A 24,871-nucleotide genomic window follows, 5' to 3' on the forward strand; every position below is an offset into this window, starting at 1 on the left:
GTACCGCTTCTACCCGCCGTCCCCGCTTTACGGGCCGGCGCCTAGTCTTTCCGGGCTAGAAGTCGCCTCCGCCGCCGAAGTCGCCTCCCCAGTCCCCGCCGCCGGAGTCGCCGCCGAAGCCGCCGGAGTCACCGCCCCAGCCACCGCCGTCGCTGTGTCCGCCGCCCCAGCCGACGCCGCTGCCGCCGTTGAGGATGGAGTTGATGAGGATGCCGCCGAGGATGGCCCCGCCCAGGCCGCCGCCTCCGCCGCCGAACATGCCGCCGCGGCCGTAACCCTGGCCGTACCCCTGGTTCGCGTAACCGAAGCTGTCCACGTCGGACTGGGCCACCTGGGCCGCCTGGGCCGCCAGCGCATGGGCCTGCTGGGCATACGTCAGCGCGGTCACGGGATCGTTCCGGGAGATGGAGAGGGCGTAATCGAGGTTGCGCTGTGCCTCGGCGAGCCGCGTCCGGGCCTCGGTGCCCACGCCGCCGCGCCGGGCGGTGATGTAATCCGACGTGGCGCTGATCTGCGCCTGGGCAGACATGATGGTCTGCTGCAGCGACGCCTGCGCCCTGCGTGCCTGCTCCTGCTGGTTTCGGATCCCGCCCAGCGCCTGGTCAAGGGCACGGTGCGCCGATTCGACCCGCTCCAAGGTGGCGATGGGGTCAATCTTGCCGCTCTGGATTTCGCCCTTCACGCGGGCGAGAGCTGCTTCAACGCCGGCCACTGGTCCCTCGAGCTCCGGGTGGGCGCCGGACTGGATCATGGCCCGCGCCTGGGCAAGATCCTGGGAGGTGTCCACAACAGCGGACTCCAGTCCCTGCCGGGCCGCGTCGAGGTTTCCGGCGACCTTGGAGATTGCGTCCAGCAGCACATTCGTCTGGTGCAGGCTCTCCTCCGACGCGCGGACGGCGACAGCGGCAAGGCTGCCTTCTCCGGCAGCGAGCTTTTCGCGCGCCGTGGCACTGGCATTCTGCACGAAGGCCAGCCGCTCCTTGGCCTGGGTGATGTTGTCCGAGATCTGCGTCAGGGCAGTATCGGCATACTTGCCGCGCAGTTCAGCCAGGGTGTGGTCCGCCTGGGCGATCTTGGCGTCGGCCGCCGCGGCGCCGGTGTCCACCGCCGCGAGGGCCTGCGGCGCGTTTTTCTCGAGTTCGCGCAGCGAGTCGAAGTCCGCCTTCTGCTCCTGCAGTGATGCGAGCGCGGCTTCCGACCTCCGGATGATTTCGCCGAGCCAGCTGCGCTGCTGTTCTTCGGTGTCGGGGATGTGGTCGTCCAGCTGCTGCTGCAGCTTGAACGACTCGGACATGTGCGCCTTCGCCTCCTCGAGCGCCCTGGTGAAGTTGCCCACGGCCGCTTCCCCGTACTGCGCCTCGGCGAAGCCAAGTTCCTGCTCGCTCGACTTGATCGCGTCGTCTGCCTCAATCAGCAGGGAACCGCTCTTCCTGCGGAGGTCCTCGATGCTCATGCCGGCCAGGGGATCAAGTTCGGCCCCCTGCGGTCCATGGCCTGCCCCGGAGGCTTGAGCGGCTTTCTTGCGCCGGTTGCGCAGGTAAAGGTACGTGCCCGCGCCGCCGGCGGCCACCACACCGGCGCCTACGAGGACGGCCGTGCCCGCGCCGGCACCCGACGGAACGTTGCCGCTGCCGCCACCCGCGGCGTCGCCCACCGCGGCGGCTGTGTCGATGGCAGCCTGCGCGTAGTCACCGGCACGGAGTTGCGGGTCGACGGCGCTCTTGACGATTGTGTCGCGCTGGGCGTCGGTGATCTTGCTGCCCCTAGGCTTGCTCAGCTGGTACTGCCGGGCATCGGTGGCAACCGTCAGCAGCATTGCATTCGCGCCGAGGTTTGCCTTGTCGGCGACATCAGCCGCCCAGGCCACACGGTCAGCGGGATTCTCAAACTTCTTCACGTAGACCACGTGCAGGGTCATGGCGTGGTCGGTCCCGAGCTTCTTGATGGCCTCTTCTACGTCGGCCTTCCGGCCGCCGAGTACGCCGGACTTGTCCACAATCTTCGTAACCGGATCGAGCGTGACCGGATCTTCAGCCCAGGCTGCTGTGGCCGGAACCGCCAGCATCCCTGTCAGGCCGATCACGGCGAGAACACGTTTCAACATTGACCGCATGGCAACCCTTCAGCACGCCGCGGCTGGTTCGGGACGAACAGCCGTCACAGAATGCAGCAGCGCCCCCACGCCGGGTGTAAAGCCGCAGGTCGCTGTGGCAATCCTTCTTGATTCTATGGTGCACCAGAGGGACCGTCCACGGCGGGGAATATGCCACCAGCGAAAAGCGCTGAAGACTCTGGTGGCGGGCCTGAAGACTGGCAATAGCGTCATCACGGAGGGCGTTCAGGAACCTCCCAGCAAACGTCCGAATTAGTTTCAGTCCGATCGTCCATAGTTAATACAGACGCGGATGAAAGGAAGTCCAATGACTGAGCACCCAGTACCGGGCGCAGCACCTGAGAACCGGGATCCTTCAGGGCGCCCTGTAGATCCGACCCCTCGGCCTGGGCCCGGCGAGGGTGTCCAGCCTGCTGCCCACGAGGCTTCGCCGCAGGACGCCGATTACCGCACCGCCGGCGGTTCCGAGAACCCCACGATGCGCATTGACTCGGGCAGCAACCCAACGACGCCGCTGGAGCGGCTTACGCACAACACCGAGCAGCAGCCGCACAACACGGAGCAGCAGCAACGTTCCGGCGGCCCGCATCCCGAGTATCCGCAGCACGCTCCCTTCTTCGGCCAGCAGTCGGGAGCGGCCGGGCAGCCGACAGGTCCCCAGCACAACCCGTACTCCCAGCACAGCAGTCATTCCGCCTTCCAGGACAACCGCAGCCAGCCCAAGCGCAAGGCGACGTTCGGCGTCGGCACCCTGGTGGCCAGCATCCTGGCCGCCGGCCTCGTGGGCGGCGGAGTCGCGACCGTCGGCGCCGGTAACCTTTTCGACGGCGGCGGCACAGCGCCCGTCGTCAGCTCCGGCAGCCAGCCCGGCACGGTCATCGTCAACAACCAAGACTCCGTCAACGCCATCACGGCGGCCGCTGTCAAGGCGTCGCCGAGCGTCGTCACCATCAAAGCCACCAGCAGCGGCGAGGGCGGCACAGGCTCCGGCATCATCATCGACGACCAGGGCCATATCCTCACCAACACCCACGTGGTCACGCTGGACGGCACCGCCGCCAATGCGGAGATCGAAATCCGCACGAACGACGGCCGCGTGCTCAGCGCCAAGATCGTGGGCACCGACCCGCTTTCGGACCTTGCCGTCATCAAGGTGGACAAGCCCGACGGCCTCACGCCGGCAACCCTTGGTGACTCCAGCAAGCTGAACGTCGGGGACACGGCTGTGGCCATCGGTTCACCGCTCGGACTCACCGGCACCGTGACGGACGGCATTGTCTCCACCCTGAACAGGACCATCAGCGTGGCGTCCTCGGCTGCGCCCAAGGGCGGCGCCGATAACTCCCAGGGCGGCGACCAGGGCTTCGAGTTCGCTCCTCCCGGCCAGGGGCAGGGCCAGAGCTCGGCGAACAAGGGCTCGATTTCCATCAACGTCATCCAGACGGACGCTGCCATCAACCCAGGCAACTCCGGCGGCGCCCTGGTGAACAACAAGGGCGAAGTGATCGGCGTCAACGTGGCAATCGCCTCCGCGGGCGGCAGCTCAGCAGCCGGCGGAACAGGCAACATCGGCGTCGGTTTCAGCATCCCGATCAACCATGCCAAGCGCGTGGCCAACGAAATCATCGACAACGGCAAGGCCACGCACGGCCAGCTTGGCGTGAGCGTGCAGGAGAAATCAGCATCATCGTCCGGCTTCTCGACCGGAGCCGACGTGGCCTCGGTGGAGCAGGGCTCGGCGGCAGCCAAGGCCGGGATCAAAGTGGGCGATGTGGTGACCCGTTTCAACGACCGGGCTATCAGTGACCCCAACCAGCTGACCGCGGCCGTCCGTGAACAGCCATCCGGCGCTTCGGTGAAGATCACGGTTCTGCGCAACGGCCGCGAGCAGCAGCTGGACGTGACGCTGGGTGCCGCCGCAGAACAGTAGACAGAGACAATAGCGCACGCGCTGCAGCACGGCGGGCCGCATTCCCTGAGTTTCAGGGGCGGCCCGCCGTCGTTGTCCCTTCCTTTGACACAGGCGTTAACGGGACGTCATATGACAGACCCAATATGGTTAGCTAGGAGCTACCCGTATCCCGGGCGTTCCACGGCCATGACCCCACCCGGCTGGCTATCCACAAGCACGGAAGGCTGCTGTAAATACAGTGGAAGAGACATTGAAGATCGTCGTCCTGGTCAAGCATGTGCCGGACGCCCAGTTCGACCGGCACCTCAGCGGCGAGGGCCACACCACGGACCGCGACGAGAGCATCCTGTCTGAACTGGATGAGTACGCTCTGGAGGCCGCGCTGCAGCTCGCCGAAGCCCGCGGCGGCGCCAAGGCCGGCAACAAGGTAATCGCTTTGAGCATGGGACCGGCCGGTGCCGTCAACGCCATCAAGAAGTCCCTGCAGATTGGCGCCACTGAAGGCGTGCACCTCACCGACGCCGCACTCGCCGGCTCCGATGCAGCCGCCACCTCCCTGGCGCTCGCGGCCGCTGTCCGCCACCTCGGCGCGGACACCCCCGTGGACCTGGTGCTGACCGGCATGGCTTCCACCGACGGCGAGACCTCCCTGGTGCCCGCACAGCTCGCCGAGCGCCTGGGACTGCCGCAGGTCACCTTCGCTTCATCCCTGGAGGTCGACGGCGGACGTGTCACCGCACGCCGTGATGCGGACACCCACTCGGAGACGGTCGAGGCGCCCCTGCCGGCCGTGGTCTCCGTGACGGACCAGATCAACGAACCGCGCTACCCCAACTTCAAGGGCATCATCGCGGCCAAGCGCAAGAGCATCACCACCCTTTCCCTGGCCGACATCGGAGTGGATTCCTCCCAGGTGGGCCACGCCGGCTCCTGGACCCGCGTGACGGCGGCCGAGGAACGCCCGCCGCGCACTGCCGGCACCATCATCACGGACGAAGGCGACGCCGGCATCAAGCTGGTTGACTTCCTGGCCGCCCAGAAGCTGCTCTAAGAGGACTCCACAACATGGCAAACGTACTGGTATTCATTGACAACCCCGGGCAGGCTCTCAAGAAGAGCAGCCTGGAACTGCTGACCATCGCGCGCTCCCTCGGCGAAACTGCCGTAGCCGTCAACGGCGAACTGTCCGATGACGTCGCCGGCACCCTGGGCGCCTACGGTGCAGCAACCGTCTTCCGCCCGTCCGCGACGGACCTCGACGAGTACCTCGTCGCCCCGAAGGCCGCCTTCCTGACTGCCGTGGCGGACAAGTCCGGCGCCACCACCGTCCTGCTCGAGAACTCACCCGAGGGCAAGGAAATCGCAGCGCGGCTCGGCATCCGGCTGAGCGCCGGCGTCATCACCGACGTCGTCGCCGTCGACGCCGACGGCACCGCCCACAAGTCGGTGCTGGCCGGTTCGTACACCACGACGGCGAAGGCCACCACCCCCGTCACCGTGCTGTCCGTGAAGGCCAACACCGTGGACCCGGAGCCCGCCACGGCTCCCGGGCTGCCCGAAACCGTGACCGTGGACGCTCCTGCCGACGCAACCGCCGCCGCAGCACGCATCACCTCCCGCGAACAGAAGGTCGCCAGCGGCCGCCCGGACCTCACCGATGCCCGCATCGTGGTGGCCGGCGGACGCGGCCTCGACGGCGACTTCGGCCCCGTGGAGGAACTGGCGGACGCACTGGGCGCGGCTGTCGGTGCCTCCCGCGCGGCAACGGACGCCGGCTGGATCAGCCACGACGCACAGGTCGGCCAGACCGGCAAGACCGTCTCCCCGCAGCTGTACATTTCCGCCGGCATTTCCGGCGCCATCCAGCAGAAGGCGGGCATGCAGACCGCCAAGGTGATCGTCGCCGTGAACAAGGACGCGGAATCGCCCGTGTTCGAAATTGCGGACTTCGGCATCGTCGGCGACCTCTTCCAGGTGCTCCCGCAGGCAACTGAAGAGATCAAGAAGCGCAAGGGCTGAATCCTTGACCGCAAACGCTGCACCAGCGCAGAGCCCGTTCAATCCGGAACAGCACCGGATTGAGCGGGTGCTCTGTTTCTCAGCCCACCCCGACGACATCGATTTCGGCGCCGCCGGCACCATCGCCGCGTGGACGAAGGCCGGCGTCGAGGTCAGCTACTGCATCATGACTGACGGCGACGCCGGCGGCTTCGACCCTGCCCAGCGCGCCGAGATCATCGCGCTCCGGGCCGCAGAGCAGGAACGCGCCGCGGCCCTCGTCGGGGTCAAGGACATCCACTACCTGCACCAGCGGGATGGGTACCTTGAACCGAACCATGAGGTGATGCGCGGGGTGGTGAAGCTGATCCGGGAAGTCCGTCCCGACGTCGTGCTTTCCATGCATCCGGAACGCAACTGGAAGCGCATCCAGAAGAGCCATCCGGACCACCTGGCGGTGGGGGAGGCCGTGACCCGCGCCATCTACCCGGCCGTGGAAAACCCCTTCGCCTATCCCGACCTCGCCGAGGCCGGCCTCGAGGCCTACAAGGTTCCGTGGCTGTGGTTCTTTGCCGGGCCGGAGGAACGCGAGAACCACTATGTGGATGTCACGGAGCACGTGGAGAGCAAGCTAGAGGCGATCCACGTCCACGTCAGCCAGCACCCGGATACCGAGGCCATGGAGGCCAGGGTACGCCGCGGCATGCGGGAGTATGCCGAACGTGCCGGCCTGCCCGCGGGACGGAGCGCCGAGGCGTTCCACGTGGTCATGGTCAACGGCCCGGGGACCATCGCCGGCTTCTAGCCTGTTGTCCTAGCCTGCGGCAGAACTGAGCCGGGCAGCCGCGTAGACCTTGATTCCTTCCAGCAGGTAGGACGCGAGACCTGCGCGGCTGTTGTCGTAGAAGGCGGTGAACCGCGGATCCTCGACGTACATCCGGCCCAGGCCGACGTAGCTGTCCGCATCCGGCGTCCAGCTGACGCAGACCCACCGGTAGTGGCGCTCGACGGCGGCCTGCACCCGGGCGTCGTCCGCCGGCAGGCCGGCGTCCAGGCAGCGGGCCAGCTCCTCGTTGACCGACGCGGCCTCCGCCATGAACGCCTGCTTGTCGTCAGCGCTCAGCGCGGCGTGCCGTGCCTTGCTGTCTTCAACCGCGCGGTCGCCCCACCGCTGGCGTGCCTCCTCCTCGTAGGGGTTGGCATCAAAATCCCTAAAGATGTCCTCGCCTGACATGGTGTCTCCTTGCTGCAGTGCCGAAATGGTTGCCCCGACGGTCCTGGCCATCCGGTCCAGGCGGTCGCGCTCGGCCAGCAGCCACTTGCGGTGTACGCTCAGCGCATCCACCTGGTCGGCCTGGCCGTCCAGAACCTGGCCAATGGTTTCCAGCCCCAGGCCAAGTTCGCGGAGAAGCAGGATCCGCTGCAGGCGCAGCAGTTCGGGCTGCGTGTAGTAGCGGTAGCCGTTCTGCCCGGTATAGGCAGGCGGCAGCAACCCCACTTGGTGGTAATGCCGGAGGGTCCTGGACGAGACCCGGCTCAGCTTCGCCAGTTCCGCGATGGACCAGCTCCGGCGTTCTTCCTGCTTCATGCCTCCAGCGTAGAAGTTGACGCAGCGTCAAGGTCAAGCAAGGCAGGGCGCCAGCCAGGCAGGTGACCCGCCAGGCAGGGCCAGTGTCAGGTGGTGAGAGGGGCGGCGGCCACTGTGGGCAGGGTCGGGGTAGCTGATCCGCCCACGGGTTCTACCGTGATGCCGAGCGACGCTGCGGAGCCGATGCCCTTGACCAGGGCAGGCTTCGAGAGCGCATCCGCGTCCATCAGGCCTTCGGAGACCGGCGCGGAGCCGTCCTTGGGAATCAGCCACATCTGGTACACCTTGCCCGCAGGCGGGGGCGGCACATCCTTCATGCGCACCACCAGGGCATCATGGGAGGGCGAGATCGAAACCGTCGCGGTGCCTCCGCCGATGACGTTCACGGTGGCCTGCCGCGCGTCCTGCGCCTCGATGACCTGCCGGAAGGGATCGTTCTGGTTGGCCACGTAGGCGCCGATCCCCACGCCGCCCAGGGCGATCACGGCAGCAGCCGCCACGCCGATGAGCCAGTTACGGAGCCCGCCCGTCCGCCGTCGGGCTTCACGCCGCTGGCGCGCAGCCGACAGTTCATCAGCGGCAGGCGCCGGCGCTTCCGCCAGACCGTCTGCGGCGGCCGGCACCGCCGCCGGTGCCGGAAGCTGCGAGACAATCCGGTCGAACAGGTCCGCGGGCGGCTCCTCCTCGGCCGTGAAGGACATCGCCAGCGTCTCCCGGGCCTGGCGCACGCGTTCGTTGAAGGACGCTCGCTCCGCTTCCGGAGCGTCGCTGAGGTAGGCGTCGATGGCTTCCCGCTCCGCGTCGCTGATGGCGTCCAGGGCGTATATCTCGGCGAGCTCGACGGCCCGTCCCGCCGCGAGGTCGGTGGGAATGTCGGCGGCAAATGCCCGGGGCAGCTGGCGCCCGCGCGAATCATTTGAATCGGTCATTGTCAGCTCACCCCCAGGCAGGTCTTGAGTCGGATCAGTCCGTCGCGGATGCGGGACTTTATGGTCGGAATGGCAGCGTTCAGCTTTTCTGCGACTTCGCGGTAGGTGAGACCGCCGTAGTAAGCAAGCCGCACGGATTCCTGCTGGGTCTCGGTCAGCGTCTCCAGGCACCGCACCACCGCTTCGGCCTCAAGCCGGGTGTCCACCTCATCCGACACCGAGTCATGGTCGATGTCCTGGCTGTTGGCGCCGTACCGGGCTTCGCGCTCACTCGCGGACTGGGATGAGCGGACCTTGTCCACGGCCCTCCGGTGCGAGATGGTCATGAGCCAGGCCAGGGGACTTCCGCTTGCCGGGTCGAAGCTGGCGGCATTTTGCCAGACCTGCAGGAAGACCTCCTGGGTGGTGTCCTCGCTGAGCTCCGGATCGATCAGCACCCGGCGCGCCATGCCGAAAACCCGCCGCGACGTGAGCCGGTAGAACTCGGCGAAGGACGCCTGATCCCCTTGGGCGGTCCGCTGCAGCAGCCGTGCCAGCTGCTGGTTAAGGTCGACGGCGGTGCCAGGCGGCGCTGCGGCGTCATAGTTTGGCGCGTTGGGAGTTTCCATCACTCTCAAGCATAGGTTGCCTGCTGGCGGGCGCGGCACTCCGTGCCCTGCCACGGCGGCATCGTGCCGGGTAAAATGGAACGCGGTGTTGCCCGGCCTTAGTGTTGTCACCTGCCGCTCCTTACACCCTATGGAAGTGCACGTTCCCCCGACGTGCTCAGAAGGGATTCGGTGCCGTGCACCCCGTGGATGGGTGGCCGTGCGGATGTGCTGCACTCAGAGCTGTGCGCCGGTGAATCCCTGCTGCCGCCACGCCTCGTAGACCGCGATGGATGCCGCATTTGCCAGGTTCAGTGACCGGAGCGACGGCAGCATGGGCAGCCGGACCCGCGACGTGACGTGGGGATCGCGCTTCAGGTGGTCCGGCAGGCCCACGGATTCGGGGCCGAACATGAGGACATCACCCGGCCGGTAGGCAATGTCCGTGTAGGAAACTTCGCCGTCGGAGGTGAAGGCGAAGACGCGCTCCGGCTGCAGGGCCTGCCAGGCGGCCTCGATATTGGGATGGACAGTGACCACTGCCAGGTCGTGGTAGTCCAGGCCGGCGCGGCGGAGCTTCGCATCTGAGAAGTCGAAGCCCAAAGGCTCTACGAGGTGGAGTTCGGCGCCGGTGATGGCGGCGAGGCGGATGGCGTTGCCCGTATTTCCGGGAATTTCAGGCGTGTGGAAGAGGATGCGGAACACGCTTCCATCCTAGCGTTGGCGTTGCCGGTGCCATCCGCGCAGGCGCTGGGCATGCCTTCGGACGGTACCTCAGTGCATGCCGCGCAGCAGCCGTGCGAGCACCGGAACATTGACGGTGTTCGGCGCGGGGCCGGAGGAGAGGAAATCCTTAAGCCCGCGGGCCAGGCCGGCGGCATTGACCACCTGGACGATGTCGGAGCCGCCGCGGGAGCGGCGGTGGCGGTCGATGACGGGTTCGTGGAGGTTGCCGTCGGGGCTGTGGATCACGGTCCACCCCGTCACGTTGAGTTCGGGAAATATGTCCTGCATCCGCCTGACAACCTGGGCCAGCTGCGGCGGGGCGATCGACCGGCCGCCGTGGTTCAGCGTCTTTCCGTCCCAGGCGTAGGCCCCCCTGGGCAGCAGCATCGAGCCGACGAGCGCAAGGCGATAGCCCGAGAGCAGCGCGTGGTCAATGTGGCTGTTGTCCGCCGGGGACTGCAGCCCGTTGATCAGGCGCGCCGCCGGAATCGCGGGAAGGACCTGCCTGCTGATCAGCTGGACCGTGCGCAGCTCCCGCTGGATCCGGGCTTCAGCCCCGAAGATGCCCCGCTTCCTGGGCATGCCGTGCACCTGCTGGCTCGCCAGCTCCAGCGGGACGAGCGGAACAGCGCCGGGCGTATCGAAGGGCGGCACGTACACAGGCGCGTCGCCGGCCGTGTTGCGGGGCGTGCCCGGCTTGTGGATCGTCGCGGAGGCGTGGCTTCCGGCAGCCGGAGCGTCGAAGTGCGCTTCACCGTTGTCCTGCCGGCTCCGGCGCGGACCGGCCGCATAGGAGCGGTCATAGGCGGCCCGCCGCTGGGGATCGATGAGCGTCTCATACGCAAGGGTCACCTGGCGGAACATGGCGGCGTCGCCTCCATGGTCGGGATGCGAAGCACGGGCAGCCTTGCGGTAGGCCACCTTGATCTCCCTCTCCGTTGCGGTCACCGCCACGCGGAGCACTTCGTAGTGGGAACTGCTGCCCTTGGTCAAGCACGGTCCTTAGGTCGTTGTTGCCGGCCTGCCTGCGCGGCCCGGTGTGCCAAGCATATAAGCCGGTCTTGGCGGTCTTCTGGAACAACGACTGCAGCAGGGTTGCCGGTTCCCGGCGCGGCAAACGCAGGACGGCTAGACTTTCCGGAATGGGAGTCCGGACAGACCGCGGTGGTGCCCGCCGTACATTCGCGGTGGCGGCAGCCGTTACAGCCGCGGCGCTTCTCGGCGGCTGCAGCGTCGGTGTCCCGGATCCGGCCGTCCCCAGCAACCCGCCCGTCAGCAGCGGGCCAGCCACGCCCACCATTACCCCCGGCCACGACGCCGATGCGGTGGCCGCCCGCGACATGCCGTTTTCGGCAGGGCCCACCCTGGCAGATGGTGTGCCGGTCGGGCTGTCGGAGGACCTGGCCGAAGCGCCGCACTGGAAACAGGTGGTCAGTGGGGCCGGTGGCACCAGCCGCTACCAGAAATCCGACGGCTGCCAGGTTTCGGCCGAGGTGCGCCAGAACCAATGGCCCCTCGTGGCGGCCGATGACAGGGAATCGACGGCCGGGCTGTTTGCCTACCTCGACCCCACGATCCTTCCCGCCTACCTGAAGCCGGCGTCACTGCGCTGGGGCGGTGAGCGGGGCAAACCAGGGCCGGCGGTTGAGGTGCTGGCGCTGGAACGGGTTGCCAAGCCTGCCGGCCAAAAAGCCGGCCGGGCCACCGCAGCGATGGCCCGGGTATTCGGCAAGGCCGGCTCGTCCGTCTACGTTTCCGTGTCCTGCCCGACGGCGGCGGCGCTCGCCGCCGCCAGGGCAGACATCGCTCAGTGGCTCACGGTGGTTCCACCCGGCTGATGGGCCGCGGCCGAGGCCGCCAGCCGGTTGAGCGCCAGCGCACCCACGAACAGTCCAAAGTCACGCAGGGCGACGTCGTAGAAGGCGCCGAGGATGATCAGGTTCACGATGATCCCCAAAAGCCAGGCAGCCACCACGAGCGAACCGATCCGCGGCCGCAGGGCTACCAGGATTCCGGCGACTATTTCCACGACGCCGACGGCATACATCACTGTCTGGGCCGGCAGGTGCAATGTGTCCGGAACCATCGGTGCGAGATAGCCGGTCCAGTCCGTCAGCAGATTGGTGAACTTGTCCAGGCCGAACAGGACGGGCGCCACGGTGAATACGGTGCGCAGGAGCAGGAACGCCTGCCGCGCCGGATCCGAGGCGAGCGCCTGGGCGTTTGCGGACTCCTTCATTGTTGTGGCCTTCATGACCGCCTCCTTCTAAAAGTGGATACCTTGATTTTAGAACTGCCCATCCTTCTTTAGCAACGGATCTTGATTTTAGAGTTACGCTGGATTTATGACCCGCATAGCTGAAGACCGCGAACCAGGGACCGCTCTTTCCTGGACCGGCCGCCTGGCCGCGCTGGCGTCGCTGGGGGACGCCGGAAGGCGCCGCCTTTTTGAGTACGTCGCCGGGCAGTCGTCAGCGGTGGGTCGGGATGATGCGGCGGCTGCGCTGAACATGCCCCGGTCCACGGCGTCCTTTCACTTGGACAGGCTTGTCCGGGACGGGTTGCTCGCCGTCGAGTTCCGCAAGCTCGGCGGAAAGGCCGGCCCGGGGTCGGGCCGGCCGGCGAAGCTGTACCGGCCGGCGCTGGAGGAAGTGGGTGCGTCGGTTCCGGACCGCAGCTACGATCTGGCCGGGGAGTTGATGGCCACGGCGATTCAAACCTCCATGACCGGCGGGGGAGGGGTCGGCAAGGCGCTGGCCGAAGCGTCATACTCACGGGGCCGCGCACTGGGCAGTGACGGCGCATCCCTGGCCGAGGTGCTCGCCGGGGTCGGGTACATGCCGGAGCGGGACGGGGAGGGCGGAATCATCCTCATGAACTGTCCCTTCCGCCGGCTGGCTGACGGCCACAGGGAGGTGGTCTGTGCCATGAACGGGGCATTTCTCAGCGGTGCCGCCGCTGCCTGTGGGGTGCCGGAGGGGAAAGTGGAGGGGGACCGGACGGCCGGGCGCTGCTGCGCCAGGATCAGGCCCTGACGGTTCCGGAAGTCCGGCGGCCTCCGGAATCGAGCGGCGTCTGCAATTTAATGGGGGCCTAGAATTTAAGCGTGCCTGTTTACCTGGACCATGCCGCCACCACGCCCATCGCCGCGGAAGCCCTGGCTGCACTGACACGCGAGCTGTCCCGGACCGGAAACCCCTCGTCCCTTCACGGTGCCGGACGCCGGGCGAGGCGCTCCGTGGAGGATGCACGGGAAACCCTTGCCGCCGCAGCGGGCGCCCATCCCTCGGAGGTCATCTTCACTTCGGGCGGCACTGAAGCGGACAATCTGGCCGTCAAGGGCATGTACTGGTCCCGGCAGGCGGAAGACCCGCGCCGGCGGCGGATCCTGTGCTCCGCCGTCGAGCACCACGCGGTGCTGGACACGGTGGAGTGGCTGGAACGCCACGAGGGGGCGGAAGTTTCTTGGCTGCCGGTCGATCATGACGGCGTGCTGGATCTCGGCGCACTGCAGGCGGAACTGGCTCGCGATCCCGAGTCCATTGCCCTCGTGACGGTCATGTGGGCCAACAACGAGGTGGGGAGCATCCAGCCCGTCCACCGGATTGTGGAGCTAGCGCACGCCGCCGGCGTGCCGGTGCATTCCGACGCGGTGCAGGCGTTTGGCTCCGTCGCCGTGGATTTCCGGGCCTCCGGGCTGGATGCCATGTCCATCTCGGGCCACAAGATCGGAGGGCCTGTCGGCGTTGGCGCACTCATTCTGGGGCGGTCGGTAAAGCTCACGCCGGTGCAGCATGGCGGCGGCCAGGAACGTGACGTCCGTTCGGGGACGCTCGACACGGCATCCATAGCGGCCTTCGCTGCCGCAGCTGAATCCGCCGCCAGGAACCTTGCGAGCGAGGCTGGGCGGATTTCAGCGCTGCGCGACCGGCTCATCGCGGGGGTCCGGAACGCAGTTCCGGCGGCGGTGCTGCGCGGGCCGGAAGGGGAGGGGCGGTTGCCCGGCAACGCCCACTTCACGTTCCCCGGGTGCGAGGGCGACTCCCTGCTTTTCCTCCTCGACCTCGCGGGCGTCGAGTCGTCAACCGGCTCGGCCTGCACGGCAGGCGTTCCCCGCCCGTCGCACGTCCTCCTTGCCATGGGCCTGGACGAGGAGACGGCCCGTGGTGCGCAGCGCTTTACCCTGGGACACCCGTCGACGGAGGCGGACGTGGACGCACTCCTCGCGGCCTTGCCCGGCGCTTATGCCCGGGCGCGGCAAGCGGGGATGGCCGGGCACGAATCCTCCATCCAGACGGCCGCCACGGTTGCCCGCCAGGGGTCTGGCATTAGCTGACCTCCGGCATCAGTTGGCCTGCAGTATCAGCTGGCCTCCGCCACCAGCTTGTCGAGGGGCACGGTCCCGTCAGCGAGCTTCTCGGCAGGCACCTCCCTCCGGGTGGAAATGAGCGCCTTGATGGTCTTCTGGGCACTTGGCTTGACGGCCCGCGGCCAGTTCACGCTCATGCCGGCCACCACCCGCCCGGCCTGCTGCCAGAAAGCCACGAACTCCTTGCCCTCCAGCGAGCCGCGGACGACCGGAACCGCCTTTGCCGCCAGGGAGGGGAAGCCCGAGTACTCCATGCTGACGTCGAACTGGTCCGTATAAAAGTAGGGAACCATGTCCAGGGCGGCATCGTGGCCGAGCATCGCCTTGGCCGCAACCTTGCCGCCGTTGAGTGCATTGTGCCAGTGCTCGCTCCGGTGGTGCTCGCCCGTGAACGGATGCAGGGCATTGGCGGCGTCGCCGGCGGCGAAAATATCCGGGGCGCTGGTGCGCAGCGAGGCGTCCGTGAGGATACCGTTGCGGACCTCCAGGCCGGCCGCGGTGGCAAGCGCCGTTTCCGGAACCACTCCCACGGCGATGACCACAATATCCGCCGGAAGGTGCTCGCCGGCGTCGGTCACCACACCCGTCACCTTCCCGTTTTCCCCGGTGATCTCCTTGGCGGCGGCGGGAAGCCGGAACCGGACCCCGTTGTCCTCGTGCAGTGTGCGGAAGAAACTGCCAAGCTCCGGGCCGATGGCCGCAGCGAGCGGAATGTCCTCAAGCCCGAGCAGTGTGACCTGGTTGCCGTAGGTGCTTGCCGCCGCGGCCAGCTCCATGCCGATCCAGCCGGAGCCGATGAGTACAACCTGCCGGCCACCGGAAGCCAGCTGCTGCCGCAGCCGGCGGCTGTCATCAAGGGTGCGGAAACTGGTGACGCCGTCCAGCCCCATCCCGTCGATGGGAAGCGTCCGGGGCGTTGCCCCCGGTGCCAGCAGCAGCGCCCCGTAGTCCTGGACCGTGCCGTCAGCGAAGCGGACAGTGTGGGCTGCCGGATCAATCGACGCCACGGGGGTGCTGAGCCGGAGGGTGACGTTGTTCTCCGCATACCAGGCCTCAGGCGCCACCTCCACGGCGTCCTCGCCGGCTTTGCCGAGCAGGTATTCCTTGGACAGTGGCGGCCGGAGATAGGGAGGGTGCGGCTCTCTTCCAGCGATGGTGATGCTCCCGGCGTACCCTTCGGCGCGAAGGGTGCGGGCCGCCGTCGCGCCGGCCAGCCCGGCACCGGCAATGAGGATGTTTTCAGGGGTCATGGCGTTACTCGATTCGCCCGGCAGGCCTGCGGCCCGCATTTCTAAAAACGGTACTCTTGACGTTAGAAGCGCGGGCAGGAGCCGTCAAGGGAATTTAGGCCGTGATTCGGGCGGGCAGTAGAATAGTTCGGCAACCCTTGTCAACAGAAAGCCATAATGCGAGTTCTAGCAGCCATGAGCGGCGGGGTTGACTCCGCCGTTGCAGCCGCCCGCGCCGTCGAGGCGGGGCACGACGTCGTCGGCGTTCACCTTGCGCTGTCCAGGATGCCCGGCACCCTGCGCACCGGCAGCAGGGGCTGCTGCACCATCGAAGATTCGCGCGATGCCTGGCGGGCCTGCGACGTCCTGGGGATTCCCTACTACGTGTGGGACTTCTCCGAGCGGTTCAAGGAGGACGTGGTCCAGGACTTCATCGACGAGTACGCTGCAGGCCGCACCCCCAACCCCTGCATGCGCTGCAACGAGCGAATCAAGTTTGCGGCGCTCCTCGAAAAGGCCATCGCCCTCGGTTTCGATGCCGTATGCACCGGCCACTACGCCAAGGTCATCGAGGACGCGGACGGAAACCGCGAACTGCACCGCGCCGCCGACTGGGCCAAGGACCAGAGCTACGTCCTGGGCGTGCTCACCCATGAACAGCTGAAGCATTCCATGTTCCCGCTCGCGGACACCCCGTCCAAGGCCGAGGTACGCGCGGAAGCCGAACGGCGCGGGCTGTCCGTGGCCAACAAGCCGGACAGCCACGACATCTGCTTCATCCCCGACGGCGACACCGCCGGCTGGCTGGCGGAAAAGATCGACATGGCCACAGGCGACATCGTGGATGAGACCGGCACCAAGGTAGGCGAACACGGCGGAGCCAACGCATTCACCGTCGGCCAGCGGCGCGGACTGAAGCTCGGCCGGCCGGCAGCGGACGGCAAGCCGCGGTTCGTGCTGGAGATCCGGCCGAAGGAAAACAAGGTGGTGGTGGGGCCCGAAGCCCTGCTGGCCATCGATGAAATCCGCGGCATCAAGGTTTCCTGGGCCGGCCTGCCCATTGACGAGGTGGGCTCCGGTGCCGACTTTGACTGCCACGCGCAGGTCCGCGCGCACGGCGACCCCGTGCCCGCCACTGCCCGCATCGAACGGGTTGCTGATGACGCCGGGATCGAGCGGGACAGCCTCGTGGTGACTTTGAAGGATCCGCTGCGCGGCGTCGCACCCGGACAGACCGTGGTGCTCTACCAGGGAAGCAGGGTCCTTGGGCAGGCGACCATCGATGCTGCGCGGTCCCTGCAGCGGGCGGAACTTTGATTCGACTCCGGTTCTCGGAGGGGTGAGACGGCCGGCGGACTTGTTCCGCCGGCCGTTTTTCTTGCCTTTTTCGAGGTTTCCGACCGTTCGGTCAGCAGTGCGCAAGCCCTTCTGATAAATTTTGTGTCTCAACTCACACGATGCAATGTTTCACTGGGCAACCTTCTGGTTGAATCAGAGGCATCAGCGGGCTGCCCGCACACGAGTCAGATCGGGCACCCCGCGCGTACTCACCGAACAGAAAGTTCATAGATGGCACAGAATAAGAGGGCCTTGCGGAGCGCTATCGCGCTGGCAGGCGTTTCCGCTTTCGCACTCACAGCCTGCACCGGTCCGTCCGGAGGCGGTACTTCCACCGGGGACGCCGGCGGAGGCACCATCACCTACGGGACCACGGACAAGGTTGTCACCCTGGACCCCGCCGGTTCCTACGACGCCGGCTCATTCATGGTGATGAACCAGGTCTATCCGTTCCTTCTGAACTCCAAGCCCGGCAGCGCCGATGCTGTTCCGGACATTGCGGAGTCCGCGTCCTTTACCAGCCCCACTGAGTACACAGTGAAGCTCAAGCCGGGACTCAAGTTCGCCAACGGCCACGCGCTGACCTCCTCCGACGTCAAGTTCTCGATCGACCGTGTGGTCAAGATCGCCGATCCCAACGGTCCGGCCGCCCTGCTGTCGAACCTGAAGTCCGTGGAGGCCAGGGATGACTCAACCGTGGTCTTCACCCTCAAGGCCGGCAATGACCAGGTCTTCCCCGGCGTTCTGGCCGCCAACTCCGGGCCGGTTGTCGACGAAGAGGTCTTCCCGGCGGACAAGGTGCTGAGCGACGACGAGATCGTCAAGGGCAAGCCGTTCGCCGGTCCGTACACAATTGAGAGCTACAAGAAGAATGAGCTCGTCAGCCTCAAGGCCAACCCGGATTACCAGGGGCTCCTGGGCAAGCCGGCCAACGACGGCGCCAACATCAAGTACTACGCAGACTCCAACAACCTGAAGCTGGACGTCCAGCAGGGCAACATCGACGTCGCCGGCCGTAGCCTGACGGCCACGGACGCAGCCGACCTGGAAAAGGACTCGAAGGTCAAGGTGCACAAGGGTCCCGGCGGCGAACTCCGTTACATCGTCTTCAACTTCGACACCATGCCGTTCGGAGCCAAGACCGCCGACGCCGATGCCAAGAAGGCGCTCGCCGTCCGCCAGGCCATCGCAAACATCGTGGACCGTGAGGCGATCGCCAACCAGGTCTACAAGGGCACCTACCTGCCCGCTTACTCCGTGGTTCCGGACGGCTTCAACGGCGCCATCCAGCCGCTCAAGGAGATGTACGGCGACGGCAACGGCAAGCCCAGCCTGGACAAGGCAAAGAAGGCTTTGGCCGACGCCGGCGTCACCGGCACCGTCAACATCAAGCTGCAGTACAACCCCGACCACTACGGCAAGTCCTCGGGTGACGAGTACGCCATGGTCAAGGAACAGCTGGAGAAGTCGGGCCTGTTCAAGGTGGACCTCCAGTCCACCGAATGGGTGACCTACTCGAAGGCCCGGACGGCCGATGCCTACCCGGTCTACCAGCTCGGCTGGTTCCCGGACTACTCCGACGCCGACAACTATCTCACGCCGTTCTTCATCCCCGGCAACTTCCTGAAGAACCACTACGAGAACCCCGCCGTCACAGAGCTGGTGAACAAGCAGCTCACCACGGTGGACAAGGCAGAACGCGAGAAGCTGCTGGGTGAGGCCCAGACCGCGGTCGCCAAGGACCTCTCCACCCTGCCGCTGCTGCAGGGCGCGCAGCTCATGGTTGCCGGGGCAGAGGTAAAGGGCGTGGAGCAGACCCTCGACGCTTCGTTCAAGACCCGCCTCGGAGTGATCTCGAAGTAGGCTCCACCCCATCCGGTCCTGACCAGCCACGGAGGCGGGACGCCTTCCCGGCGTCCCGCCTTCCTGCTGGCCAGTGAACAGCCGATTCCAGGTCCCCGCGGGATCCGGAAACACAGAATCAGGCAGCAATGACAACTCTCATCGAGGCGCCGCCAAGCGACGCCGACGGCCTCTTGCCGACCAAGAAAAAGAAGTCCGGCGGGGGACTGGGCCAATACCTCCTGATCAGGTTCCTCCTGATCTTTCCGACGATCTTCATCCTGGTGACCATGGTGTTCTTCCTCATGAGGATCACCGGCGATCCCATCACGGCCGCGCTGGGCGGCCGGCTGCCCCCGGACCAGCTGCAGGAACGGATCCATGCGGCCGGCTATGACCGTCCGCTTCCCGTGCAGTACTTCGAATATCTGGGCCAGCTGGTCACCGGCAATTTCGGAACCACGCTGTCCGACAACCGCAAAGTCACCGAGATGCTGGTGACTTACGGCTCAGCAACGCTGGAACTGACCATCAACGCGCTGATCGTCGCGCTGCTGGTGGGCATTCCGTTCGGGATGATCGCCGCGCACCGGCGTGACCACCTCCCCGACGCCGTGCTCCGCGTCTTCGCCATCCTCTGCTACGCCACCCCCGTATTCTTTGCCGGGCTCCTGCTGAAGCTGACTTTCTCCGTCTGGCTTGGCTGGCTCCCCGTCGCCGGCAGGGCCAAAACCTCCACCGAACTGGCCCTCACAGGACTCCAGGCGCCTACCGGAATCTATTGGCTCGACGCGCTCAGAAGCGGCAACATGGCCGCCTTCGGCGACGTGATGGCCCATGCCGTCCTGCCCGCCGTCGCCCTGGGGCTGCTGACCGCCGGCATCTTCCTCCGGCTCGTGCGCACCAACGTCATCGGCACCCTGGGCCGCGACTACATCGAGGCGGGGCGCTCGCGGGGTGTCAGTGAATTCCGGCTGGTCACCAAACACGCCTACAAGCCGGCCCTGATCCCCATCATCACCGTCATGGGCCTGCAGATCGCCGTGCTGCTCGGCGGCGCCGTGCTCACCGAGACCACCTTCGAGTGGAAAGGGCTGGGCTTCCAGCTGGCCAGCTACCTGACGGCCCGTGACTTTGTGGCGGTCCAGGGCATCGTGGTGCTCCTGGCCGTGATTGTCGCCGTCACCAACTTCATCGTGGACATCGTGGCCGCGCTGATCGATCCCCGCGTGAGGTACTGACATGAGCACTGCAACTCCGGTGGAAGCCACCGTGGACCGCAGGGCCCCGCTGTTCAAGCGGCTGCCCGTGATCTCCCACTTCAATAAGAGCGTCGGACTCCAGCGGGGCATGCTCGTCGTGGGCCTCGTCCTGACCGGCACCTTCCTCCTGACCGCCATTTTCGCGCCGCTCCTTGCCCCCTACGGATACGCGCAGCTTTCCGACGCCGACGGCAGCTTCCCCACCCAGCAGCCGCCCGGCGGAAAGCACCTGCTGGGCACCACGGTGGGCGGCTACGATGTCCTGTCCCGGGTCATCTGGGGCTCCCAGACCGCCATCCTCGTGATCCTGGTGGCCGTGGTGCTGTCCATCTTCGCCGGCGTCATCCTCGGCCTGGTGAGCGGGTACCTCGGCGGCTGGCTCGACCGCGTGCTCGTTGTGGTTGCTGACGCCGTTTACGCCTTCCCGTCACTGCTGGTGGCCATCGTCATGGCCATCGTGATCAGCGGCGGCGAGTCCAGCCTTTTTGGCGGCGTGCTTGCCGCGGCGATCTCCATCACCGTGGTGTTCATTCCGCAGTACTTCAGGGTCATCAGGGCCGAGACCATCAGGCTGAAAGCGGAACCCTTCGTCGAATCGGCGAAGGTGGTGGGTGCCTCCAGCATCCGCATCATGGGCAGGCACATCTACCGGAACGCCACCCGCACCCTGCCCCTGATCTTCACCCTGAACGCGTCCGAGGCAATCCTCACCCTCGCGGGCCTGGGCTTCCTGGGATTCGGCATCGAGCCCTCGTCCGCCGCCGAATGGGGCTTCGACCTCAACAAGGCGCTGGCGGACACCACGTCAGGCATCTGGTGGACCGGCGTGTTCCCGGGCCTCGCCATCGTCTGGACAGTCCTCGGCCTCACGCTGGTGGGGGAAAGCATCAACGACCTCAATGACCCGCGCCTCCGCGGCCGGAAGCGTGCCGGCAAGAGGGGCGGACCGGCCTCAACCGCGGTGGCCGCGGCAGCCATTTCAGCAGATGGGAAAAGCTCATGACCATCAACATCGGATCCGTTTCCGACCGGCACGCCGCCGGCACCGGACCGGTGCTGGACATCGACCATCTCAAGGTCACGTTCGCCACTGATGCCGGGGACGTCCACGCCGTCAAGGATGTGAGCCTTGAGGTCAAGGCCGGGGAGGTGCTCGCCATCGTTGGCGAGTCCGGCTCCGGCAAGACGGTGACTGCCAAGACCATCCTGGGACTGCTGCCGGAAACCGCCATCAGCTCCGGCGCGGTGGTAATCAACGGCAGCAACGTCATCAGCGTCACCCCGGGCAGGCTCCGCCAGATCCGGGGACGGGACGTGGCCATGGTCTTCCAGGAGCCGTCCACGGCACTGAATCCCGTGTTCACCGTCGGCTGGCAGATCGCCGAAGGGATCCTCGCCCACGCGGGCCGGGGCGGCGGCAAGCGGGTCACCGCGAAGGAGGCCAAAGCCCGGGCCATCGAAGCCCTGCGCAAGGTAGGCATCCCGGACCCCGAAACCCGGGTCAACTACTACCCCCATCAGTTCTCCGGGGGCCAGAAGCAGCGCGTGGTCATCGCCGCCGCACTCGCCCTGAACCCCGGGCTGATCGTGGCGGACGAACCCACCACCGCCCTGGACGTCACCGTGCAGGCGGAGATCCTGGAGCTCCTGCGGGACCTGAGGGACAAATACGGGACGTCCATTGTGCTGATCACGCACAACATGGGTGTGGTGGCAGACCTCGCCGACCGCGTCGTGGTGATGTACCAGGGCGACGTCGTCGAGGAGGCCGCGGCGCAGTCCCTCTTCGCCGAGCCGCGGCAGGACTACACCCGGAAGCTGCTGGCCGCCGTGCCGCACCTTGGCCGGCATTCGGCGTCGGAAGGGATGACCGAGCGGGCGCACCAGGACGGCAGGGTGCTGGTGCAGGCGAAGGGCCTCACCATCGAATATCCCGGCAGGCTGGGCAGCCCCGCCTTCAAGGCAGTGGACGGCGTCAGCTTCACGGTGTCCGAGGGCGAGGTGTTCGGACTCGTCGGTGAATCGGGCTCGGGGAAGACGACCATCGGCCGGGCCATCGCCGGCCTGAACCGGACCACCGGCGGAAGCCTGAACGTGCTGGGCTACGAGATGCTGAACTTCAGGGAGCGGAGTTTCAAGCCGCTCCGGAAGGAGATCGGGTTCGTCTTCCAGGACCCGGCGGCGTCCTTCAACCCGCAGCTGACCATCGGTGAGTGCATCGCCGAGCCGCTGGTCATCCACACCAACCCTTCACCGGCCCAGGCGCGCAAGCGCGTTGGTGAGCTGCTGGAATCAGTCCAGTTGCCGGCGTCGTACGCTGACCGCTTTCCGCATGAGCTCAGCGGCGGGCAGCGCCAGCGGGCGTCCCTGGCACGCGCACTGATCCTGAACCCGAAGCTGCTCATCGCCGATGAGCCGACGTCGGCGCTGGATGTTTCGGTGCAGGCGAAGGTCCTGGAGCTCTTCCGGGAAATCCAGCAGGAGTTCGGTTTTGCGGCGCTCTTCATCAGCCACGACCTTGCGGTGGTGGACATGCTGTCGCACTGGGTGGGCGTGCTGTACAAGGGCCGGCTCGTTGAGCAGGGGATCGGCCATCAGGTCATGGGTGCTCCGCAGCACGACTACACGAAGCGCCTGATCGCCTCGCTGCCTGTGCCGGATCCTGCCGAACAGGCCAGGCGCCGGGCGGACCACCGCGCCCTGCTGGGCATCTAGCACTTGCGTCCCCGTCCTCCCTGAGGGCGGGGACGACTGTCTGTCCGCAGTCCTAGCCGGAGACAACCTTAATGTTGAACAGGCGGTCACCCTGCTGCAGGAAAATCCGCAGCCACAGCGGCAGCCACATCTCCATCCCGCGCGCCGCGTCGAGCCCGCCCAGATCCCGGATGTGTTCGGGCCGCCAGCCGAATTCACGCAGGAGGCCGGCCACCACGTCCTTTGCTTCGGCGTCGTCCCCGGCGATGAACACGTCGTGGTCCCCGCCCGCTAACCGGTCCGGTGCCACCATGACATCGGCGCGCATGGTGTTCAGGGCCTTCACCACCCGGGCGGTGGGAAATGCCCGCTGGATGGTCTCGGCGAGGCTGTCGGTGTTCGAGATGGCGAGCGACGGCGGGAAGCCGGCGGTATGGTCCAGCGGGTTGGCCACATCGATCAGCACCTTGCCGGCGAGGTTTTTCGTGCTGGCAGCAGCCAGCACCTCCAGCGAAACAGTGCCGGGAGTTGCGTTGATGACCACCTCGCCCTCCGCGGCGGCATCGAAGAAGGTCCCGGCCCTGGCCCGCGGCCCTGCTCCCGCTGCCCAGCCCACGGCCGCCTCGTTGGTGGCGCTCCGCGACCCCATAACGACGTCGTGCCCGGACTCCACGAGTTTCCCCGCCAGGGTCCTGCCCACCACGCCGGTACCAAGAACTGCGATCTTCACGTGCATCCTCCCTCATCGGTATCTGCGATCACTTCCATTCTCTGCCCGCATCCTTAACACGGGCAGAGACTCCGGCGGTGCCCATAGACTGGAAGCATGACCGAGCTAAACCATGATCTGCCTGACACCGACTCCTACGACCCTGCCGCCAGCTCGTTGGCCGGGCATGTGGATCCTGCGGTGATGGCGGAACTGCTGTCAATCCGGTCGAGCATCGACAACATCGATGCGACCCTGGTCTACCTCCTGGCCGAGCGGTTCAAGGCGACCCAGAAGGTGGGCTTCCTCAAGGCTGCCCACCGTCTTCCGGCGGGGGACCCCGGTCGCGAAACGGCGCAGATTGCACGCCTGCGCCGGCTCGCCGAGGATGCCCAGCTGGACCCCGCGTTCGCGGAGAAGTTCCTGAACTTCATCATCGGCGAGGTGATCCGCCACCACGAGGCGATCGCCGAGGACCACAACGCCACCGGCGGAACGGCCAGCCCGTCCGCACCCCTTACCGCCTAAGCCGTGCCGGACGCAGACCTCCAGCGGCCCGCCCAGGTAACTGCCACCGCACTGGGACCGTGGCCGGGCCAGGACCCGGTGGAAGCCACCCGCATCATCCGGGGCGAGCTCGGCAGCCCGCACCTGCCTTTTTTGGCCGAACTGCCCGATCGCGGCGTCGGCGCTGACGCCATTGGCCGCACCGCATCGCTCCTGGTGGACCTGGCAGTGGATGTCCAGCCGCACGGCTGGCGGATCGTTGACCGGCCCGGGCGGGACCTGGTGCGGGCCAGGTCAGCCCTGTCCACCGACATCAACGTCCTGGCCGACATCGCCGGCGAAGAGGACACTACCGCTGACGAACTGAAGATCCAGCTGCGCGGCCCCCTGAGCCTGGCCGCCGGACTGCATCTGCACAACGGCGAGCGCGCGCTGATCGACTACGGCGCCCGCCGCGACATCGCCGCCTCCCTCGCCGCGGGCGTCGGTGCACACCTGGCCAAGGTGTCCGCCGCCGTTCCCGGGGCCAGGCTCGTGGTGCAGCTCGACGAACCGGACATAGCCCCGGTGCTCGCCGGCACCATTCCCACCTCCAGCGGCTACCGGACGCTGCGCTCCGTCCCGGGACAGGAGGTGACGGAGCTCTGGCGCGTGGTGATCGGGGCCCTCCGGGAGGCAGGCGCGGCGGAGGTGGCCGTGGCGGTGCCGGAAATCGAGGCGCCGTTCGAAAGAATTATCACTGCCGGTGCGGATGCCATCGCCGTTCCGCTGCGGGCCCTGACTACCCGGCAGTGGGAGCAGCTCGCGGGGGCGGTCGAAGCCGGCAAGCGGCTGTGGGCAGGGGCGCTGCAGTCCGACGGGCCGGGCGTGCCGAAGGCGTCCGAAGTTGTTGAGGCTGTCCGGCGTCCGTGGCAGCAGCTGGGACTGCCCCTGGCGGCGCTCGGCACGGTGCGGGTCACGCCGTCGGGCGGCCTGGAAAGGCAGTCGCCGGCCGCCGCGACGGAGGTCCTGACCCGCCTCACCCAGGTTGCCGACGGCCTCAACCAGCTGGCGCTGGGCTAGCCCGGT

Annotated in this window: 23 protein-coding genes; 14 read left to right on the top strand and 9 right to left on the bottom strand. The window is 67.0% G+C overall.

Translation table 11 applies throughout. The features are described 5' to 3' along the window. Positions 1–55: 55 nt before the first annotated feature. Positions 56–2,113, bottom strand: a complete 2,058-nt coding sequence (locus BWQ92_RS17685; RefSeq protein ID WP_076801657.1) for a TPM domain-containing protein — start codon at positions 2,111–2,113, stop codon at positions 56–58. 307 nt (positions 2,114–2,420) lie between these two features. Here BWQ92_RS17685 and BWQ92_RS17690 point away from each other — a divergent pair, with 307 nt between their 5' ends. The 4 genes from BWQ92_RS17690 (at position 2,421) to BWQ92_RS17705 (ending at position 6,828) form a co-directional block, all read left to right on the top strand. After that, on the top strand, positions 2,421–4,043 hold the full coding sequence (locus BWQ92_RS17690) for a S1C family serine protease (protein ID WP_076801659.1): 1,623 nt from the start codon (positions 2,421–2,423) through the stop codon (positions 4,041–4,043). A gap of 232 nt (positions 4,044–4,275) precedes the next feature. Continuing rightward, entirely contained in the window at positions 4,276–5,076 is an 801-nt protein-coding gene (locus BWQ92_RS17695; RefSeq protein WP_076801662.1) for an electron transfer flavoprotein subunit beta/FixA family protein, read from the top strand. A gap of 14 nt (positions 5,077–5,090) precedes the next feature. Beyond that, a complete protein-coding gene (locus BWQ92_RS17700) occupies positions 5,091–6,044 on the top strand; it encodes an electron transfer flavoprotein subunit alpha/FixB family protein (RefSeq protein WP_076801664.1) in 954 nt (317 codons plus the stop codon). A gap of 4 nt (positions 6,045–6,048) precedes the next feature. After that, positions 6,049–6,828, top strand: coding sequence for a PIG-L deacetylase family protein (locus BWQ92_RS17705; RefSeq protein ID WP_076801667.1), 780 nt, complete (start codon positions 6,049–6,051; stop codon positions 6,826–6,828). A 9-nt stretch (positions 6,829–6,837) separates the two neighbouring features. On the opposite strand, the gene BWQ92_RS17710 is transcribed toward BWQ92_RS17705, so the two are convergent. From BWQ92_RS17710 to BWQ92_RS17730, 5 genes are all read right to left on the bottom strand, one after another. Then, positions 6,838–7,611, bottom strand: coding sequence for a MerR family transcriptional regulator (locus BWQ92_RS17710; protein WP_076801669.1), 774 nt, complete (start codon positions 7,609–7,611; stop codon positions 6,838–6,840). Positions 7,612–7,697: 86 nt separating this feature from the next. Beyond that, positions 7,698–8,540: an anti-sigma factor gene (locus tag BWQ92_RS17715; RefSeq protein ID WP_076801671.1), complete on the bottom strand. Its 843-nt coding sequence runs from the start codon at positions 8,538–8,540 to the stop codon at positions 7,698–7,700. A 2-nt stretch (positions 8,541–8,542) separates the two neighbouring features. Further along, the gene (locus BWQ92_RS17720; RefSeq protein WP_076801674.1) at positions 8,543–9,148 is read right to left on the bottom strand and encodes a sigma-70 family RNA polymerase sigma factor; all 606 of its coding nucleotides are present in this window, start codon (positions 9,146–9,148) and stop codon (positions 8,543–8,545) included. A gap of 216 nt (positions 9,149–9,364) precedes the next feature. Further along, entirely contained in the window at positions 9,365–9,832 is a 468-nt protein-coding gene (locus tag BWQ92_RS17725; protein WP_076801676.1) for a tRNA (cytidine(34)-2'-O)-methyltransferase, read from the bottom strand. 69 nt (positions 9,833–9,901) lie between these two features. Continuing rightward, entirely contained in the window at positions 9,902–10,846 is a 945-nt protein-coding gene (locus BWQ92_RS17730; RefSeq protein WP_076801679.1) for a J domain-containing protein, read from the bottom strand. Between the two features lie 149 nt (positions 10,847–10,995). Between BWQ92_RS17730 and BWQ92_RS17735 the strand changes: the two genes are divergently transcribed. Then, positions 10,996–11,691, top strand: a complete 696-nt coding sequence (locus tag BWQ92_RS17735; protein WP_076801681.1) for a hypothetical protein — start codon at positions 10,996–10,998, stop codon at positions 11,689–11,691. On the opposite strand, the gene BWQ92_RS17740 is transcribed toward BWQ92_RS17735, so the two are convergent. Next, complete coding sequence (locus tag BWQ92_RS17740; protein ID WP_076801683.1) at positions 11,661–12,107, bottom strand: DoxX family membrane protein; 447 nt, start codon at positions 12,105–12,107, stop codon at positions 11,661–11,663. The two genes, BWQ92_RS17735 and BWQ92_RS17740, sit on opposite strands and share 31 nt — an antisense overlap. A gap of 91 nt (positions 12,108–12,198) precedes the next feature. Between BWQ92_RS17740 and BWQ92_RS17745 the strand changes: the two genes are divergently transcribed. Further along, entirely contained in the window at positions 12,199–12,888 is a 690-nt protein-coding gene (locus BWQ92_RS17745; RefSeq protein WP_076801685.1) for a helix-turn-helix transcriptional regulator, read from the top strand. Positions 12,889–12,959: 71 nt separating this feature from the next. Next, positions 12,960–14,189: a cysteine desulfurase family protein gene (locus BWQ92_RS17750; RefSeq protein WP_076801687.1), complete on the top strand. Its 1,230-nt coding sequence runs from the start codon at positions 12,960–12,962 to the stop codon at positions 14,187–14,189. 26 nt (positions 14,190–14,215) lie between these two features. Here BWQ92_RS17750 and BWQ92_RS17755 read toward each other — a convergent pair whose 3' ends face one another. Further along, positions 14,216–15,472: an NAD(P)/FAD-dependent oxidoreductase gene (locus tag BWQ92_RS17755; RefSeq protein WP_076803800.1), complete on the bottom strand. Its 1,257-nt coding sequence runs from the start codon at positions 15,470–15,472 to the stop codon at positions 14,216–14,218. A gap of 156 nt (positions 15,473–15,628) precedes the next feature. Between BWQ92_RS17755 and mnmA the strand changes: the two genes are divergently transcribed. The 5 genes from mnmA (at position 15,629) to BWQ92_RS17780 (ending at position 22,608) form a co-directional block, all read left to right on the top strand. Next, positions 15,629–16,768 (top strand): tRNA 2-thiouridine(34) synthase MnmA, encoded by a 1,140-nt coding sequence (mnmA, locus tag BWQ92_RS17760; RefSeq protein WP_076801689.1) that lies wholly within the window; start codon positions 15,629–15,631, stop codon positions 16,766–16,768. 252 nt (positions 16,769–17,020) lie between these two features. Continuing rightward, positions 17,021–18,652 carry an ABC transporter substrate-binding protein gene (locus BWQ92_RS17765; protein ID WP_076801691.1) on the top strand — a complete coding sequence of 544 codons (1,632 nt, stop codon included), beginning with the start codon at positions 17,021–17,023 and terminating at the stop codon, positions 18,650–18,652. Positions 18,653–18,780: 128 nt separating this feature from the next. Then, the gene (locus BWQ92_RS17770; protein ID WP_076801694.1) at positions 18,781–19,872 is read left to right on the top strand and encodes an ABC transporter permease; all 1,092 of its coding nucleotides are present in this window, start codon (positions 18,781–18,783) and stop codon (positions 19,870–19,872) included. Position 19,873: 1 nt separating this feature from the next. Then, entirely contained in the window at positions 19,874–20,896 is a 1,023-nt protein-coding gene (locus BWQ92_RS17775) for an ABC transporter permease (RefSeq protein ID WP_076801697.1), read from the top strand. After that, complete coding sequence (locus BWQ92_RS17780) at positions 20,893–22,608, top strand: ABC transporter ATP-binding protein (RefSeq protein WP_076801699.1); 1,716 nt, start codon at positions 20,893–20,895, stop codon at positions 22,606–22,608. Before BWQ92_RS17775 ends, BWQ92_RS17780 begins: the two co-directional genes overlap by 4 nt. 52 nt (positions 22,609–22,660) lie before the next feature. On the opposite strand, the gene BWQ92_RS17785 is transcribed toward BWQ92_RS17780, so the two are convergent. Next, positions 22,661–23,317, bottom strand: a complete 657-nt coding sequence (locus BWQ92_RS17785) for an NADPH-dependent F420 reductase (RefSeq protein ID WP_076803801.1) — start codon at positions 23,315–23,317, stop codon at positions 22,661–22,663. A gap of 96 nt (positions 23,318–23,413) precedes the next feature. On the opposite strand from BWQ92_RS17785, the gene BWQ92_RS17790 reads away from it, so the two are divergent. Continuing rightward, positions 23,414–23,824 (top strand): chorismate mutase, encoded by a 411-nt coding sequence (locus BWQ92_RS17790; protein WP_076801702.1) that lies wholly within the window; start codon positions 23,414–23,416, stop codon positions 23,822–23,824. A gap of 3 nt (positions 23,825–23,827) precedes the next feature. Then, positions 23,828–24,865 carry a hypothetical protein gene (locus tag BWQ92_RS17795; RefSeq protein ID WP_076801704.1) on the top strand — a complete coding sequence of 346 codons (1,038 nt, stop codon included), beginning with the start codon at positions 23,828–23,830 and terminating at the stop codon, positions 24,863–24,865. The last annotated feature ends 6 nt before the right edge of the window (positions 24,866–24,871 follow it).

This window comes from Arthrobacter sp. QXT-31 (assembly GCF_001969265.1).
In the GTDB taxonomy this organism is placed as follows: domain Bacteria; phylum Actinomycetota; class Actinomycetes; order Actinomycetales; family Micrococcaceae; genus Arthrobacter.